At 72.7% G+C, this 14,691-nt stretch carries 16 protein-coding genes; 15 read left to right on the top strand and 1 reads right to left on the bottom strand.

What is annotated here, in order from left to right:
- Positions 1-39: 39 nt before the first annotated feature.
- From lepB to ABD230_RS02765, 9 genes are all read left to right on the top strand, one after another.
- Positions 40-786 (top strand): signal peptidase I, encoded by a 747-nt coding sequence (gene lepB, locus ABD230_RS02805; RefSeq protein WP_344369274.1) that lies wholly within the window; start codon positions 40-42, stop codon positions 784-786.
- 1 nt (position 787) lies between these two features.
- Positions 788-1,474, top strand: a complete 687-nt coding sequence (locus ABD230_RS02800; RefSeq protein WP_425546181.1) for a ribonuclease HII — start codon at positions 788-790, stop codon at positions 1,472-1,474.
- Positions 1,475-1,480: 6 nt separating this feature from the next.
- Positions 1,481-1,804 carry a DUF2469 family protein gene (locus tag ABD230_RS02795; RefSeq protein ID WP_129234496.1) on the top strand — a complete coding sequence of 108 codons (324 nt, stop codon included), beginning with the start codon at positions 1,481-1,483 and terminating at the stop codon, positions 1,802-1,804.
- A 109-nt stretch (positions 1,805-1,913) separates the two neighbouring features.
- Complete coding sequence (locus ABD230_RS02790; protein ID WP_344369272.1) at positions 1,914-3,731, top strand: CHAT domain-containing protein; 1,818 nt, start codon at positions 1,914-1,916, stop codon at positions 3,729-3,731.
- A gap of 126 nt (positions 3,732-3,857) precedes the next feature.
- On the top strand, positions 3,858-4,214 hold the full coding sequence (locus tag ABD230_RS02785) for a YraN family protein (protein WP_344369270.1): 357 nt from the start codon (positions 3,858-3,860) through the stop codon (positions 4,212-4,214).
- Positions 4,214-5,791, top strand: coding sequence for a YifB family Mg chelatase-like AAA ATPase (locus tag ABD230_RS02780; protein WP_344369268.1), 1,578 nt, complete (start codon positions 4,214-4,216; stop codon positions 5,789-5,791). The genes ABD230_RS02785 and ABD230_RS02780 overlap by 1 nt, the downstream gene beginning before the upstream one ends.
- Positions 5,788-7,032, top strand: coding sequence for a DNA-processing protein DprA (dprA, locus tag ABD230_RS02775; RefSeq protein WP_344369267.1), 1,245 nt, complete (start codon positions 5,788-5,790; stop codon positions 7,030-7,032). The genes ABD230_RS02780 and dprA overlap by 4 nt, the downstream gene beginning before the upstream one ends.
- A gap of 50 nt (positions 7,033-7,082) precedes the next feature.
- Positions 7,083-8,003: a phosphodiesterase gene (locus tag ABD230_RS02770; RefSeq protein WP_344369266.1), complete on the top strand. Its 921-nt coding sequence runs from the start codon at positions 7,083-7,085 to the stop codon at positions 8,001-8,003.
- Positions 7,996-8,970 (top strand): tyrosine recombinase XerC, encoded by a 975-nt coding sequence (locus tag ABD230_RS02765; protein WP_344369265.1) that lies wholly within the window; start codon positions 7,996-7,998, stop codon positions 8,968-8,970. The genes ABD230_RS02770 and ABD230_RS02765 overlap by 8 nt, the downstream gene beginning before the upstream one ends.
- A gap of 23 nt (positions 8,971-8,993) precedes the next feature.
- Here ABD230_RS02765 and ABD230_RS02760 read toward each other — a convergent pair whose 3' ends face one another.
- Positions 8,994-9,563, bottom strand: a complete 570-nt coding sequence (locus tag ABD230_RS02760) for a murein hydrolase activator EnvC family protein (protein WP_344369264.1) — start codon at positions 9,561-9,563, stop codon at positions 8,994-8,996.
- Positions 9,564-9,832: 269 nt separating this feature from the next.
- On the opposite strand from ABD230_RS02760, the gene rpsB reads away from it, so the two are divergent.
- The 6 genes from rpsB (at position 9,833) to ABD230_RS02730 (ending at position 14,686) form a co-directional block, all read left to right on the top strand.
- Positions 9,833-10,750 carry a 30S ribosomal protein S2 gene (gene rpsB, locus ABD230_RS02755; protein WP_344369263.1) on the top strand — a complete coding sequence of 306 codons (918 nt, stop codon included), beginning with the start codon at positions 9,833-9,835 and terminating at the stop codon, positions 10,748-10,750.
- Between the two features lie 46 nt (positions 10,751-10,796).
- A complete protein-coding gene (tsf, locus tag ABD230_RS02750; RefSeq protein ID WP_344369262.1) occupies positions 10,797-11,627 on the top strand; it encodes a translation elongation factor Ts in 831 nt (276 codons plus the stop codon).
- Between the two features lie 156 nt (positions 11,628-11,783).
- The gene (gene pyrH / locus ABD230_RS02745) at positions 11,784-12,512 is read left to right on the top strand and encodes a UMP kinase (RefSeq protein ID WP_344369261.1); all 729 of its coding nucleotides are present in this window, start codon (positions 11,784-11,786) and stop codon (positions 12,510-12,512) included.
- Between the two features lie 31 nt (positions 12,513-12,543).
- Positions 12,544-13,098 carry a ribosome recycling factor gene (gene frr / locus ABD230_RS02740; protein WP_344369260.1) on the top strand — a complete coding sequence of 185 codons (555 nt, stop codon included), beginning with the start codon at positions 12,544-12,546 and terminating at the stop codon, positions 13,096-13,098.
- 9 nt (positions 13,099-13,107) lie between these two features.
- Positions 13,108-14,091, top strand: a complete 984-nt coding sequence (locus tag ABD230_RS02735) for a phosphatidate cytidylyltransferase (protein WP_344369258.1) — start codon at positions 13,108-13,110, stop codon at positions 14,089-14,091.
- Between the two features lie 40 nt (positions 14,092-14,131).
- Entirely contained in the window at positions 14,132-14,686 is a 555-nt protein-coding gene (locus ABD230_RS02730; protein WP_344369256.1) for a DivIVA domain-containing protein, read from the top strand.
- Positions 14,687-14,691 lie beyond the last annotated feature (5 nt).

Genomic DNA, 14,691 nt, shown 5'->3' with positions numbered 1-14,691 from the left:
CCCCACCCCTAGACTGGGTCGGGGAGCTCGACCTTTTTCATGACTGAAGACACACGTACCGAGCGCGACGATCGCGCCACCTCCGGGGCGCCGTCGCGTCGCCGGAGCGCCCTGCTGTTCCTGCGCGACCTGGTGGTGATCTTCCTGGTCGCCGTGCTCGTCTCGTTCCTCATCAAGACGTTCCTGATCCGGTCGTTCTTCATCCCGTCGCAGTCGATGGAGCAGACCCTCATGCAGGACGACCGCATCATCGTCAACCAGCTCGTCCCGGAGGTCACTCCGATCGAGCACGGCGACGTCGTGGTCTTCAAGGACCCGGGCGGGTGGCTGCCCGCGCGCGCCGACGAGTCGCGACCGCCGCTGGTGGCCATCGTCGACGGCTTCCTCGCGTTCGTCGGCCTGTCGGCGCCGGACTCCAACGACCACCTCGTCAAGCGCGTCATCGGCCTGCCCGGCGACCACGTGGCGTGCTGCAACGCGCTCGGGCAGATGACCGTCAACGGGATCCCGCTCGACGAGCCGTACGTCGCGCTGCCGCCGGGCGAGTCCAAGGTGTCGCGCGACGACTTCGACGTCGAGGTGCCCGCCGACTCGCTGTGGGTCATGGGCGACAACCGCTACAACTCCAAGGACTCGCGCTACAACACCGAGACGCCGCTCGAGGGCTTCGTACCCATCGAGAACGTCGTCGGCCGCGCCGTGGTCGTGAGCTGGCCGATCGCCCACTGGGCATGGCTCGACAACTACCCGCAGGTGTTCTCCGGCGTCGACGAGGGGACCGGCTGACGTGAGCCCCGCCGGCGTGCCGACGCTCAGGATCGAGCGCGACCTCATGGCCGGCGGTGCGCCGGTCGTGCTCGCGTGCGACGAGGTCGGGCGCGGTGCGCTCGCCGGCCCGGTGACGGTCGGCATCGTCGTCATCGACGCCACGATCAGGCGGATGCCGGCCGGCCTCCGCGACTCCAAGATGCTGCCCGAGCCCAAGCGCGAACTGCTGGCGCCCCGCGCCGCGTCGTGGGTGCTCGCGTCGGCCGTGGGCGAGGCCTCGGCCGACGAGATCGACCGGCTCGGCATCATGGCCTGCCTCGGGCTCGCCGGTGCTCGGGCGTTCGCCGAGCTCGGCGTGGACCGCGGCGTCGTCGCGGGCGCACCGCTGCTCCTCGACGGCAACTACGACTGGCTCAGCCAGTCGATCGAGCACCGCGCCCAGGTCATCACGCGGATCAAGGCCGACCGCGACTGCGCGTCGGTCTCCGCGGCATCCGTCATCGCCAAGGTGCACCGCGACCGCGGCATGCGGCGCGCGCACGACGAGACCCCGCTGTACCACTGGCACGAGAACAAGGGGTACTCGAGTCCGGCGCACTTCGCGGCGATCGCGGAGCACGGCCCGAGCGACCTGCACCGGCGCACCTGGCTGCACGATCGCACGCCCGAGGTGGCGCCGTCGCTGTTCGACCTCGAAGTAGGATGATCCACGATGGATGAGGACGAGTTCGACGACTACGACCGTGAAGTGGAGCTCGCGCTGTACCGCGAGTACCGCGACATCGTGACGCAGTTCAAGTACGTGGTCGAGACCGAGCGGCGGTTCTACCTCGCGAACGAGGTGGAGCTCGTGCGACGCGACACCGAGCACGACTTCTACTTCGAGCTCACGATGAAGGACGTCTGGGTGTGGGACGTCTACCGTGCCGACCGGTTCGTGAAGTCGGTCCGCGTGCTGACCTTCAAGGACGTCAACGTGGAAGAGCTCGCGACGCGCGAGTTCGAGCTGCCGAAGGACCTCGCGCTCGAGGAGTAGGCGCGGCGGTCGGGGCGAGCCCTGATGACGGGCTCGCGCCGCTCGGGCTATCGTGGGCCCTGACAGGACGGTCGCGTCGTCGACAGCCGTCGGGGCGCGCCGGGGCATCATGCAGGCGCTGATCGAGCTGGACATCGAACCCGGTCCGGACCCGGGGACGTACCTCGTGCGCGTGTCGCGCGCCGTCGGCGGAGGCCGTCCGAGTGCCGTCGTGTCGCTCGACGTCGACGACCTGCTCGCGCGGCGGCGCACCGTCGAGGCGAACATCCTCGCCGCGGCCGTGCGGGCCAGGCGGGTCGTCGGACCCGAGGAGTCCGTTATCCGGGAGGTCGGCCGGGAACTGTTCGAGCGGGTGTTCGACGGCGGGATCGGCGAGACGTACCGGACGAGCCGGGCGGTCGCCGCCGAGCGCGGCCGGGAGCTGCAGCTGCGGCTGCGCACGCGCGTGCCCGAGCTCGCGGCGCTCCCGTGGGAGACGCTGTTCGACCCGGAGGCCGGAACCTACGTGTCGCGACGCGACCCGCTCGTGCGCGTCGTGCCCGCGCGGCACGTCCGCGACCCGCTCGAGGTCGAGCCACCGCTGCGCGTCCTCGCCATGGTCGCCGCTCCCGCGAACCTCGTGCCGATCGACGTCGCCGAGGAGCGCGAACGTCTCGAGCAGGCCCTCGCCGCGCCGATCGCCGCCGGGCAGGTCGAGGTGCACTGGCTCGAGGACGTGTCGTGGCGCGGCCTCCACGCCGCACTGCTCTCCGGCCGCTGGCACGTGCTGCACTTCATCGGGCACGGCCTGTTCGACGAGGCTCGCGACGAGGGCATGCTCGCGTTCGTCGGACGCGACGGCCGTGCGGAGTTCGTCGCGGCGGGAAGCCTCGCCGACCTCCTCGACGAGGCGGACCCGACCCCGCGCCTGGTCGTGCTCAACTCGTGCGCGTCCGCCGCCGCCGGGTCGACGGACCTGTTCTCGGGCACGGCGGCGGCCCTCGTCCGCAGCGGCATCGACGCGGTCGTCGCGATGCAGTTCTCGATCAGCGACGACGCGGCCATCGAGTTCGCGAACGGCTTCTACACCTCGCTCGGGAGCGGCCGGACGGTCGACCTCGCCGCCCGCAGCGGCCGCATCGGCATCCTCGGCCTGGGCCCGGGAACGCTGGAGTGGGTGACCCCCGTGCTCTACCTGCGCGGCGACGAGAGCCGGCTGTTCGAGATGGTGGGGGAGCCGGTCGCGCAGGCGCCGGCGGTCGACGCGGCGGAGGAGCCCGAGGCGGCGGTGCCCGAGGCGGCGGTGCCCGAGCCGGATGCGGCGGAGCCCGTGGTGACGGGTCCGGGCGAGCGCGCGGACGCGGAAGCCGTGCCGGTGGTGACGGAGCCGGAGGCGCCGAAGGCGGAGCCGGAGCCCGCGCCGGAGCCGGAGGTGCGGGAACCCGTGGTGCGGGAGCCGGATCCGCCGCAGCCACGCGCACCGGCACCGCCGCCGGCTCAGGTGGCACCCGTCCCGCCGGATGCGCGTCGGGGGGACCGTCAGCCGGCGCCTGCCGCGACTCCGCCGGCCCGCGACGTCGTCTCGCGGCGTCTCCTGTGGGGGACCGCGTTCGCGAGTGCGTGGGTCGCCACGCTGCTGATCCTCATCTACGCCGCGACCGTCCAGTCGTCGACGCCGCCCGACTTCCTCATCGGCATGTGGTTCCTCGGCTGGGGCGCCGGCGGGGTCTTCGGCGCGATCGCCGCCGGAACGACGGGACTCCGGAACCGAGCATTGGGGGTCGTGATCCCGTTGCTGTCGCTCATCGGGATCATCCCCGTGTTCAGTGCGGACTCGAACGACGCCGCCGGTGCCGTCTTCGCCAGCTTCATCCAGCTCGCGCTGCTCTGGGGTGCGCGGCGGCTGACGCGGGTGCCCGGTGACCTGACCCGGGCGGGTCGGCGTTGAGGATGCGGTCCCGCGCGGGCCGAGCGGTCCGCTGAAACCGTCCTCCACAAGCCGGTCGCGCCCCGTTCCGTCGCGCTCGAGGCTCCCTCGGATGGCAACGCCGGCCGTCCGCGCAACGCTGGGGGCATGGCCCACAACATCGAACTCGGGCGCCGCGGCGAGCAGGTCGCGGCCGAGCACCTCGAGGCGCGCGGCATGCGCGTCGTCGACCGGAACTGGCGCTGCCGCCACGGCGAGATCGACCTCGTCCTCCGAGACGGGAGCGTGCTCGTCTTCGTCGAGGTGAAGACCCGGACCGGCGTCCGGTACGGGCACCCGTTCGAGTCGATCACGCCCGTCAAGCTCGCGCGCCTCCGCCGTCTCGCGCTCGCCTGGTGCGATGCGCACGAGCGCTCCGCCGCGGGCCTCAGGATCGACGCCGTCGCCGTGCACGCCCCCGCCGATGCGCCGGCGATCGTCGAGCACCTCGAGGGCGTGGGCTGATGCCGGTCGCGCACACCCGGTCGGTCGCGCTCGTCGGGCTGTCGGGCTCGATCGTGGAGGTCGAGGCCGACCTGTCGAGCCAGCTCCCGGCATTCGTCATCATCGGCCTGCCCGATGCGGCGCTCGGCGAGGCGCGCGAACGCGTCCGGTCCGCGGCGACCAATGCCGGGTGTCCGCTCCCGGCTCGCCGGCTGACCGTGAACCTGTCGCCGGCGGCGCTGCCGAAGCACGGCTCCGCCTTCGACCTCGGCATCGCCGTGGCCTGCCTCGCGGCGGCGGGCGCAGTGGATGCCGCGTCGGTCTCGCAGTGCGTCCACCTCGGCGAGCTCGGGCTCGACGGGCGCCTGCGCCCGACGCACGGGATCCTTCCCGCCGTCCTCGCCGCGGCTCGGGCGGGGTGCGAGCGGGTGATGGTGCCCGTTCAGAACGCTCCGGAGGCGCGGCTCGTGCCCGGCATCGAGGTCGTCGCGGTCGACAGCCTCGGCGACGCGGTGCGCCGGCACGGCGGCGAGCCCGAGGGGCCTCCCGCAGGAGCGACGCCGTCGGCTCCCGCCGCCAGCGGAGCCGGGGAAGCGGAGGCCGAGGATCCGGCGTCTCCGCCCGCCGGCGACCTGGCGGACGTGGTGGGCAACGTCGACGCCGTCGGCGCCCTCCTCATCGCCGCGGCGGGAGGACACCACCTGATGCTCGTCGGACCGCCGGGGGCGGGAAAGACCATGCTCGCCTCACGGCTGCCCGGGTTGCTGCCCGACCTCACCGCCGATTCCGCCCTCGAGGTCGCGTCACTCCGCTCGCTCGCCGGGCACCGTCTCGGCGAGACGCTCTCCGTCCGGCCGCCGTTCGAGTCGCCGCACCACACCACGAGCGCGGCGGCGATGGTCGGTGGCGGCAGCCGGGTCATCCGACCCGGCGCAGCAGCGCGCGCCTCCCACGGCGTCCTCTTCCTCGACGAGGCGCCGGAGTTCCCGGCAGCGGTGCTCGACGCGCTGCGGCAGCCGCTCGAGTCCGGCGAGCTCAGCATCCACCGCGCGAATGCGGTCGCCACGTTCCCGGCGCGCTTCCAGCTCGTGCTCGCCGCCAATCCGTGTCCGTGCGGAGGCGGTGACACGCCCGGCGACGGCTGCTCGTGCCCGGCGGCGGCGAAGCGCCGCTACTTCGCGCGCATCTCCGGTCCGCTGCTGGATCGGGTCGACCTTCGCCTCTGGGTGCCGCGAGTGACGCCCGCGCAGGTCATGATGCGGCAGGACCCGGAGCACGTGCCCGCGATGCGGACCGAGGATGCTCGGCGACGGGTGATCGAGGCGCGCGAGGCCGCTGCGGACCGGCTCGCCGGGACGCCGTGGCGGACGAATGCGCAGATGCCCGGGCCGTGGCTCCGCGGCGAGGGCGGATTGCATCCCGGCTCGCAGGCGACCCGGGCGCTCGACCATGCGCTCGAGCGCGGCGGCGTGACCATGCGCGGCTACGACCGCGTGCTGAAGTTGGCATGGACGGTCGCCGACCTCGACGGCGCGACCCGGCCGACCGCCGAGCACGTCGGCCGAGCGCTCGGGTTGCGGATGGGGGCGGTGGCATGAACCGCGGGGGGCTCGAGCGACTGGTCGATCGCCTGCGGGAGGACCTCATCGCCGTTCGTCCCGGCGCGGCGGGAGCGCCGCACGACGCCGTGGCGCGCGTCGTGCTCGGTGCGGTCGCCGAACCGGGCGACGGCGTGCTCGGCCGGATGGTCGAGTCGCTCGGCGCGGCGGAGTCGGCCGGGTGGATCCTGTCCGGGCGTGGTGCGACCGAACTCGTCGACGCGCTGCGCCAGGAGTCCGCGCCGAGTTCGCGCGAACTGACGGCTGGCGCCGCACGGTGGAGGCCGCGGATCGACGATGCGGCGCTGGCGCGCTCGCTCGCGCAGGCCGCCCGTGTCGGCGCGCGACTCGTGCTGCCCGGCGACCCGGACTGGCCGGTCGGGTTCGCCGACCTCGGTCCGCACGCGCCGCTCGCGCTCTGGGTGCGGGGGCGATCGAGCGCGGTCGTGGCGTCGCCGTCGATCGCGCTCGTGGGCGCCCGGGCCGCGACCGGGTACGGCGAGCACGTCGCAGTGGAGGCCGCGGCCGGGCTCGTCGACCGGGGAGTCGCGATCGTCTCGGGCGGTGCCTACGGGATCGACGGCACGGCCCATCGCGCCGCGCTCGCCGCCGGGGGAACGACCGTCGCCTTCCTCGCGGGCGGGGTCGACCGGTTCTACCCGGCCGGGCACGAGGCGCTGCTCGGCCGGATCGCCGCCACGGGCGCGGTCGCGTCCGAACTGCCGTGCGGGGCGGCACCCACTCGCTGGCGGTTCCTCCAGCGGAACCGGCTCATCGCCGCGTCCGCCGGTGCGACCGTCGTCCTGGAAGCCGGCGTGCGCTCCGGATCACTGAACACCGCGGGGCACGCCGCGACGCTCGGGCGGCCCCTCGGGGCGGTGCCGGGACCGGTCACGAGCCCCGCATCAGCGGGATGCCACCGACTCCTGCGCGAGTTCGACGCGCTGTGCGTGACGGATGCCGCGCAGATGGCCGAGCTCGTCCGCGGCCATCGGCCCGGACCGGCGGGCGACGACGCGCCGGGCTCGACCCACTCGTCGCAACGCGCTCTGGAGGCGCTCACGTCGCACGAACGGCGCGTGCTCGATGCGCTCTCCGTGCGGCGATCACGTTCGGTCGACGAGCTGATCCGGGCGACGGGCATGGCGTCCGGCCCCGTGCTCGGAGCGCTCGGCGCACTCGATGCGACGGGGCTCGTCGCGCGCGCGGCCGACGGCTGGGTTCGACGACGCCCCGAATGAGGCTACGCACGCCGCGGACGGTGGTCCTAGGCTGGCGGCGGGAGGCAGACATGGACCATCCTCGGCTCGGCCGGTATCCCGCCGCGCGTCACGTCATCGCGCACCTCAGCGACACGCATCTCCTCGAGGGCGGTGCGCCGCTCGGCGGGCGAGCCGACACCGTCGCGCACCTCGAACGCGCCGCCGCCCAGATGATGCGGATGTCCGGAGGGCTCGACGCCATCCTGATCAGCGGCGACGTCGCCGACATGGGCGAGGAGGACGCGTACCGCCGGGCGCGGGCCGTGCTCGAGCCCGTGGCCGAGGCGACCGGGGCGCGGCTCATCTGGGTCATGGGCAACCACGACGAGCGTGAGCCGTTCCGGGCCATCCTCCTCGACGACCCCGACGGCGGCGACGGTCCCGTGAACCAGGTCATCGACCTCGACGGGCTCCGTATCATCGCCGTCGACTCCAGCGTCCCCGGCTTCCACCACGGCGTGCTCGAGCCGAACACCCTCGACTGGCTCGACGAGGTGCTCGCGGAGCCGGCCCCGCACGGCACGATCGTCGCGCTCCACCACGCACCGATCGCCACGCCGCTCGCGCTCATGGACATCCTCGAACTCCGCAGGCAGGAGCAGTTCGAGGAGGTGCTCCGCGACCGCGACGTCCGCCTCATCCTCGGCGGCCACCTGCACTACCCGACGCAGGGCACCTTCGCCGGAGTCCCCGTGTCGGTCGCGGGCGCGCTCGCCTACACGATGGACCTCTCCGCACCGCCGCGCCACCTGGTCGGCATCGACGGCGGACGATCGTTCTCCCTCGTGAACTGCTTCGACGACGCGGTCGTCACGTCGGTCGTGCCCGTCGGCGACCACCGCGAGATCACGAGCTTCGGCGAGCAGTTCCTCGCGGAGGTCGAGGCGCTCGACGAAGCCGGCCGCCTCGACAAGTTCTCGCGCAAGCGCGAATGGGTGACGGATGGCTGAAGCCGCCGCCGCGGACACGTCGCCCGCGGACCGGCGCGGCGACCTGGACGAGGTCGTCGACGGCTACCTGGCGCACGTGCGTCACGAGCGGGGGTACTCCGAGCACACCGTCGCCGCGTACGCCTCGGACCTCGCCGAACTGACCCGGTTCGCAGGCGGCCGGGGCGTCGGCGCAGCGGGGGAGCTCGACCTCGACCTCCTCCGCGACTGGCTGTGGGAGTCCACCGAACGCGGCCTCGCGCGGGCCACCGTCGCACGACGGGCGGCGTCGGCACGAGGGTTCTGCGCCTGGCTCGAACGCACCGGTCGACTCGAGGCCGACCCCGCCGCGCGACTGCGCGCGCCGCGCGCCAAGCGCACCCTCCCACGCGTGGTGACCGCGCCCGCCGTCGGCGAACTCCTCGAACGCCTGGCCACGCGTGCGGCGGACGGGGACCCCGTCGCCGTTCGGGACGTCGCCGTCGTCGAGCTCCTCTACGCCTGCGGCCTGCGCGTCTCCGAGCTCGTCGGACTCGACGTGGACGACATCGACCGAGGGAATCGCACCGTGCGGGTCACCGGGAAGGGCGCCAAGGAGCGGGTCGTGCCGTACGGCGCGCCCGCCGCGACGGCGCTCGACCGCTACCTCGCCGGCGCCCGTCCGGCGCTCCTCGCCGGGGCGGGGGGAACCGAGCCGCGTGCGACCGCGACGCACGCGGCCTTCCTCGGCGTCCGCGGCGGTCGCCTCGGCGTGCGGAGCGTGCACCGGCTCGTCGCCGCCCTCCTCGCCGACCTTCCGGGATCCGGGCCCGCCGGTCCGCACGCGTTCCGGCACAGCGCGGCGACGCACCTCCTCGACGGCGGAGCGGACCTGCGCGCCGTGCAGGAGTTCCTCGGCCACGCGAGCCTCGGCACGACGCAGATCTACACGCACGTCACGGCCGAGCGGCTCAAGCAGTCGTACCGGACGGCCCACCCGCGCGCCTGAGCGACGGCCCACGCGCCGGGCGATCAGCCGCCCATCGGCAGCAGCACGGCTCGCGGGACGCCGCCGAGCCAGCGCAACGGCGACACGTAGGCGCCGTGGACCCGCACCCCGAAGTGGACGCACCGGGCGTCGCAGTGCCCGCCGCCCGCGACGGTCGCGACGGGTCCACCCTGCAAGACCGGGTCGCCTGCGGCGACGCCCGCCGCGACCGGCTCGATCGAGCTCATGACCCCGTCGCCGTGGTCGATCGACAGCACGCCGCGGCCGGCGACCGAGCCCGCGAAGGACACGACGCCGTCCGCGGGCGCGACGACGACCGACCCTGACGCGGCGAGGAGGTCGATGCCGCGATGGCCGGGCCCGTACGGCGTCGCCGGCGCGCGGAACGGCTCGGTGATGAGCACCGGCGGTCCGACGGGCCAGGTCCACGCGGCGACCGCCTCGGCCGACGCACCGGCCGCGCGGGACGGTGCAGTTCGAGGCGGCGTCGCGACGGCTGCGCCGGCCCCGGAGGCGAAGAGGACGGTGGTGAGGACGGCGAGGCCGGCGAGGACGGGTGGCCGGGGCGGTCGGATGCGGTGCGTGCGCGGCATCCCACCAGCGTGTCGGCGCGGAATCCGACACTCCGGGGCGACCGGGGATCCGGCGGTCGGAGGCGCTCCGCAGTCGGGTGGGGAGGACCGGTCGTCCGGACCCGCCGTGATAGCATGTCCGGAGCGTCCCGCATGTCGGGGCGACTACGCGTGCCCATTCGGCCACCGACTCCACTCAGTCCCGCTCGCAAGAGCCGGCGGAGCCGTGCCGGGCACCAGGGCTCCCGGCCGCCGGCCGGGGCATCAACTGAGAACAAAGGAGTACGGCCATGGCCGTCGTCACCATCCGCCAGCTGCTCGACAGCGGCGTGCACTTCGGGCACCAGACCCGCCGTTGGAACCCGAAGATGAAGCGGTTCATCTTCACCGAGCGTTCCGGCATCTACATCATCGACCTCCAGCAGTCGCTCGCCTACATCGACAAGGCCTACGACTTCGTCAAGGAGACGGTCGCCCACGGCGGCACCATCCTCTTCGTCGGCACCAAGAAGCAGGCGCAGGAGTCGATCGCCGAGCAGGCGACCCGCGTCGGCCAGCCCTACGTCAACCAGCGCTGGCTCGGCGGCCTCCTCACCAACTTCTCGACGGTGTCGAAGCGCCTCGCCCGCATGAAGGAGCTCGAGGAGCTCGACTTCGAGGGCACGACCTCCGGCTTCACGAAGAAGGAGCTCCTCCTCAAGAAGCGCGAGCTCGACAAGCTCCACAAGTCGCTCGGCGGCATCCGCAACCTCTCGAAGACGCCGTCGGCGCTCTGGGTCGTGGACACCAAGAAGGAGCACCTCGCGATCGACGAGGCGAAGAAGCTCGGCATCCCCGTGATCGCCATCCTCGACACCAACTGCGACCCCGACGAGGTCCAGTACCCGATCCCGGGCAACGACGACGCCATCCGCTCGGTGAGCCTGCTCACCCGCATCGTCGCCGACGCCGCGGCCGAGGGCCTCATCCAGCGCCACCAGAAGCCCGAGGAGGGCCAGGAGTCGGAGCCGCTGGCCGAGTGGGAGCAGGAGCTCCTGAACGCCGGCTCGGAGACCACCCCGGAGCAGGCCTCCGCCGAGACCGAGAAGGTCGCGGAGACGGAGTCCGAGGCCAAGGCCGAGGCTGCCGAGGTCGTCGACGAGGCGGCCACCGAGGTCGCCGCGACCGAGTCCGAGGCCGACGCCACGGCTGCTGCCGCCGCCGAGTAATCGGCACCCCCACACCCACTCCGAAACGACAGGGAGTCCATTCCACATGGCCAACGTCAGCATCGCCGACATCAAGGCGCTCCGCGAGCAGCTCGGGACCGGCATGACCGACACCAAGAACGCGCTCGTCGAGGCCGACGGCGACATCGAGAAGGCGACGGAGATCCTGCGCCTGAAGGGTGCGAAGGGCAACGCCAAGCGCGCCGACCGCTCGACCTCCGAGGGACTCGTCGCCGCCGCCGACAACGGCGACGGCACCGCGACCCTCATCGAGCTCGCCTGCGAGACCGACTTCGTCGCCAAGGGCGACAAGTTCGTCGGCCTCGCCGACCGCGTGCTCGCGGCCGTGGCCGCCGCCCGCGCCGAGACCGTCGAGGCCGCACTGGCCGCGCCGGCCCAGAGCGGGACCGTCGCCGAGCTCATCGACGGCGAGGCCGCGATCCTCGGCGAGAAGGTCGAGCTCCGTCGCGTCCGCCTCGTGAAGGGCGAGCAGTTCTCGATCTACCTGCACAAGACCTCGAAGGACCTGCCCCCGCAGGTCGGCGTCGTCGTGGGCTACGCGGGCGACGACGCGGAGACCGCGCGTTCGATCGCGCAGCACATCTCGTTCGCCGCGCCGGAGTACCTCACCCGTGAGGACGTCCCGGCCGAGGCCGTCGAGAAGGAGCGCGCGCTCGTCGAGCAGATCACCCGCGAGGAGGGCAAGCCCGAGGCCGCCCTCCCGAAGATCGTCGAGGGTCGCCTCGGCGCGTTCTTCAAGCAGGTCGCGCTGCTCGAGCAGGACTACGCCAAGGACAACAAGCTGTCCGTCGGCAAGGTCGTGCAGGACGCCGGTCTCACCGTGACCGACTTCGCCCGCTTCAAGGTCGGCGCGTAACACGTGACAGGGGAGTCCGGACCGCATCCCGCGGTCCGGACTCCTTTGCTGTGCGCGGACGTCCGTCGACGCCGCGCACGGCACCGGCCCGTCGGCACTGCGCCGACGACCGGGAACCACTAGTTTTGACTCCCAGAGGGGAAGGATCGGTCGGGGATGGAACACCAGCGCAGGGTGCTGCTCAAGCTGTCGGGTGAGGCGTTCGGTGGCGGTGCGCTCGGGGTCAACCCCGACGTCGTCAGCTCGCTCGCCCGTGAGATCGCGGATGCCGCACGCACCGTCGAGGTCGCGATCGTGGTCGGCGGCGGCAACTTCTTCCGCGGCGCGGAGCTGAGCCAGCGCGGCATGGACCGCGGTCGGGCGGACTACATGGGCATGCTCGGCACCGTGATGAACGCGCTCGCCCTCCAGGACTTCCTCGAGCAGGCGGGTGCCGAGACGCGGGTCCAGTCCGCGATCTCGATGACCCAGGTCGCCGAGCCCTACATCCCGCGCCGCGCCGAGCGGCACCTCGAGAAGGGCCGGGTCGTGATCTTCGGGGCCGGAGCAGGCCTGCCGTACTTCTCGACCGACACCGTGGCGGCGCAGCGTGCGCTGGAGATCGGCGCCGACGAGGTGCTCGTGGCCAAGAACGGCGTCGACGGCGTCTACTCCGACGACCCCCGCACGAACCCCGACGCGCACAAGATCGACCGGATCAGCTACCAGGAGGCGCTGCAGCGCGGCCTGAAGGTCGTCGACTCGACGGCGTTCAGCCTCTGCATGGACAACGGCATGCCCATGATCGTGTTCGGCATGGAGCCGGCCGGCAACGTCACCAAGGCGATCCTCGGCGAGCGCATCGGCACCGTGGTGAGCAACGGCGAGTCCGACGCCGATCGATAGACTGTCCCGAGCCCGAGAGAAGGAGTCCCCCGTGATCGCGGATGTACTGTCCGAAGCAAGTGACCGCATGCAGAAGGCCGTCGAGGTCGCGAAGGACGAGTTCGCGTCGGTGCGCACCGGTCGCGCCAACCCGCAGCTCTTCCAGAAGATCATGGTGAGCTACTACGGCACGCCGACGCCGCTCGCGCAGCTCGCCTCGCTCAACAACCCCGAGGCGCGCACGCTCGTCGTCACGCCCTACGACAAGGGCGCGATGAAGGACATCGAGCAGGCCATCCGCGACACGCCGAACCTGGGCGCGAACCCGACCAACGACGGCAACCTCATCCGCGTGACGCTCCCTGAGCTCACCGAGGAGCGCCGCAAGGAGTTCGTGAAGATCGTGAAGGCCAAGGCCGAGGACGGCCGGGTCTCGGTGCGCAACATCCGCCGGAAGGCGAAGGACGACCTCGAGGCCCTCAAGGGCGAGGTCGGCGACGACGAGGTGGCGCGCGGTGAGAAGGAGCTCGAGCACATCACGAAGTCGCACGTCGACCAGATCGACGAGGCCCTCAAGCGCAAGGAAGCCGAGCTCCTCGAGGTCTGAGGCAGGACGATGACGGGCGTCCCTGAGGGGGAACGGTCGGACGCCGAGGACGAGCGGCATCCGGCGCGAGAGGACCTCCGTGCGCAGATCCACGCGCGCCGGGTCGACCTCGAGCGCCAGTTCGAGGCGTCGCGGGCGCAGTTCGACGAGGCGCAGGAGCGCATCAACGCGCGGACCGGCCGCAACCTCCTGGTCGCGATCCTGATCGGGCTCGCGTTCGGCGGGGCGCTCCTGCTGAGCCTGCTCGTTTTCAAGGAGCTCTTCATGGTGTTCGCGGTCGTCATGGCCGGGTTCTCCAGTTCCGAGCTCGCCGCGGCGCTGCGGCACGGCGGCTACCGGGTGCCGCGCATCCCCACGGTCATCAGCGCCGTCGCGGCGGTGCCGGCGGCGTACTACGGCGGCGCGGCCGGCCAGCTCGTCGCCGTGCTCGTCGGCATGCTCCTGGTGGTCCTATGGCGACTCGCCGAGCAGGCGTCCGCCTCGGTGCGCGCGGAGTCGGGCAGTCTCGCGGCCGACCTCGGCGCCGCCCTGTTCGTGCAGGGGTACGTCACGTTCCTCGCGACGTTCGCCGTCGTGCTGACGGCCGCCGACGGCGGCCAGTGGTGGACGCTGGCGTTCATCATCCTCGCGGTATCGGCCGACACCGGCGCGTACGCGTCGGGACTGGCGTTCGGGAAGCACCCGATGGCGCCCGTGATCAGTCCGAAGAAGACCTGGGAGGGCTTCGCGGGCGGTGCGGCCGCGAGCCTCGTCGCCGGCGTGATCCTCGCGCTCTTCATGCTCGGCCAGCCGTGGTGGTTCGGCCTCGCGTTCGGCGCCGCGATCTTCCTCACGGCGACGCTCGGCGATCTCGCGGAGTCGCTGATCAAGCGCGACCTCGGCATCAAGGACATGAGCTCGTGGCTGCCGGGGCACGGCGGGTTCCTCGATCGCCTCGACTCGATCCTGCCCTCTGCGGCGGTCGCGTTCGCCGCGTTCCACCTCTTCGGCTGAGCGTGCGCCGGTTCGGCCGGGCGTGCGCGATACTGGTGCGGTGGATGCCACGTTCCCCCGGGCCCGCAAGAACCAGCTGGGCTACAAGACCGCCGAGGTCGAGGACTTCCTCCAGCGCGCCCGCCGCGCGTACGACGGCCGGCCGTCGTCCGGCGACGAGGCCCTCGACGCCGAGCGGATCCGCCTGACCGCGTTCTCGATGCAGAAGGGCGGCTACAGCACGGCGCACGTCGACGCCGCGCTCGAGCGCCTGGAGGACGCGTTCGCGTTCCGCGAGCGCCAGATCGCGTCGCGGCTCCACGGCGACGAGGCATGGCTCACCGAGGCCCGGACCACCGCGCAGGTGATCGCGAACCGGCTCGCGCGGCCCGAGCGCGCCCGGTTCGACCGCGTGAGCAAGCTCGCGGTCGGGTACGACGTGCACGAGGTCGACGCGTTCGCCGACAAGCTCACCCGCTACTTCCGCGACGGCTGGCCGATCGCGATCGAGGACGTCCGCTCGGTCGTCTTCTCGGCCCAGCGCGGCGGCTACCGCGAGGCGCAGGTCGACCTCGTGCTCGACGCCGTCGTCGACGTGATGCTGGCGGTGCGATGAGCGAG

Source organism: Agromyces tropicus, from assembly GCF_039531345.1.
Classification (GTDB): Bacteria; Actinomycetota; Actinomycetes; order Actinomycetales; family Microbacteriaceae; genus Agromyces; species Agromyces tropicus.
This window is presented reverse-complemented; position numbering and strand designations above follow the sequence as displayed.

What these genes read in the sequence shown, in the direction of transcription:
- ABD230_RS02780 (WP_344369268.1), top strand. Translation starts at nt 4,214, where the DNA reads ATGCCGGTCGCGCACACCCGGTCGGTCGCGCTCGTCGGGCTGTCGGGC.
- pyrH (WP_344369261.1), top strand. Translation starts at nt 11,784, where the DNA reads ATGGAACACCAGCGCAGGGTGCTGCTCAAGCTGTCGGGTGAGGCGTTC.
- tsf (WP_344369262.1), top strand. Translation starts at nt 10,797, where the DNA reads ATGGCCAACGTCAGCATCGCCGACATCAAGGCGCTCCGCGAGCAGCTC.
- ABD230_RS02760 (WP_344369264.1), bottom strand. Translation starts at nt 9,563, where the DNA reads ATGCCGCGCACGCACCGCATCCGACCGCCCCGGCCACCCGTCCTCGCC.
- rpsB (WP_344369263.1), top strand. Translation starts at nt 9,833, where the DNA reads ATGGCCGTCGTCACCATCCGCCAGCTGCTCGACAGCGGCGTGCACTTC.
- lepB (WP_344369274.1), top strand. Translation starts at nt 40, where the DNA reads ATGACTGAAGACACACGTACCGAGCGCGACGATCGCGCCACCTCCGGG.
- ABD230_RS02770 (WP_344369266.1), top strand. Translation starts at nt 7,083, where the DNA reads ATGGACCATCCTCGGCTCGGCCGGTATCCCGCCGCGCGTCACGTCATC.
- ABD230_RS02765 (WP_344369265.1), top strand. Translation starts at nt 7,996, where the DNA reads ATGGCTGAAGCCGCCGCCGCGGACACGTCGCCCGCGGACCGGCGCGGC.
- dprA (WP_344369267.1), top strand. Translation starts at nt 5,788, where the DNA reads ATGAACCGCGGGGGGCTCGAGCGACTGGTCGATCGCCTGCGGGAGGAC.
- ABD230_RS02735 (WP_344369258.1), top strand. Translation starts at nt 13,108, where the DNA reads ATGACGGGCGTCCCTGAGGGGGAACGGTCGGACGCCGAGGACGAGCGG.
- ABD230_RS02790 (WP_344369272.1), top strand. Translation starts at nt 1,914, where the DNA reads ATGCAGGCGCTGATCGAGCTGGACATCGAACCCGGTCCGGACCCGGGG.
- ABD230_RS02785 (WP_344369270.1), top strand. Translation starts at nt 3,858, where the DNA reads ATGGCCCACAACATCGAACTCGGGCGCCGCGGCGAGCAGGTCGCGGCC.
- ABD230_RS02795 (WP_129234496.1), top strand. Translation starts at nt 1,481, where the DNA reads ATGGATGAGGACGAGTTCGACGACTACGACCGTGAAGTGGAGCTCGCG.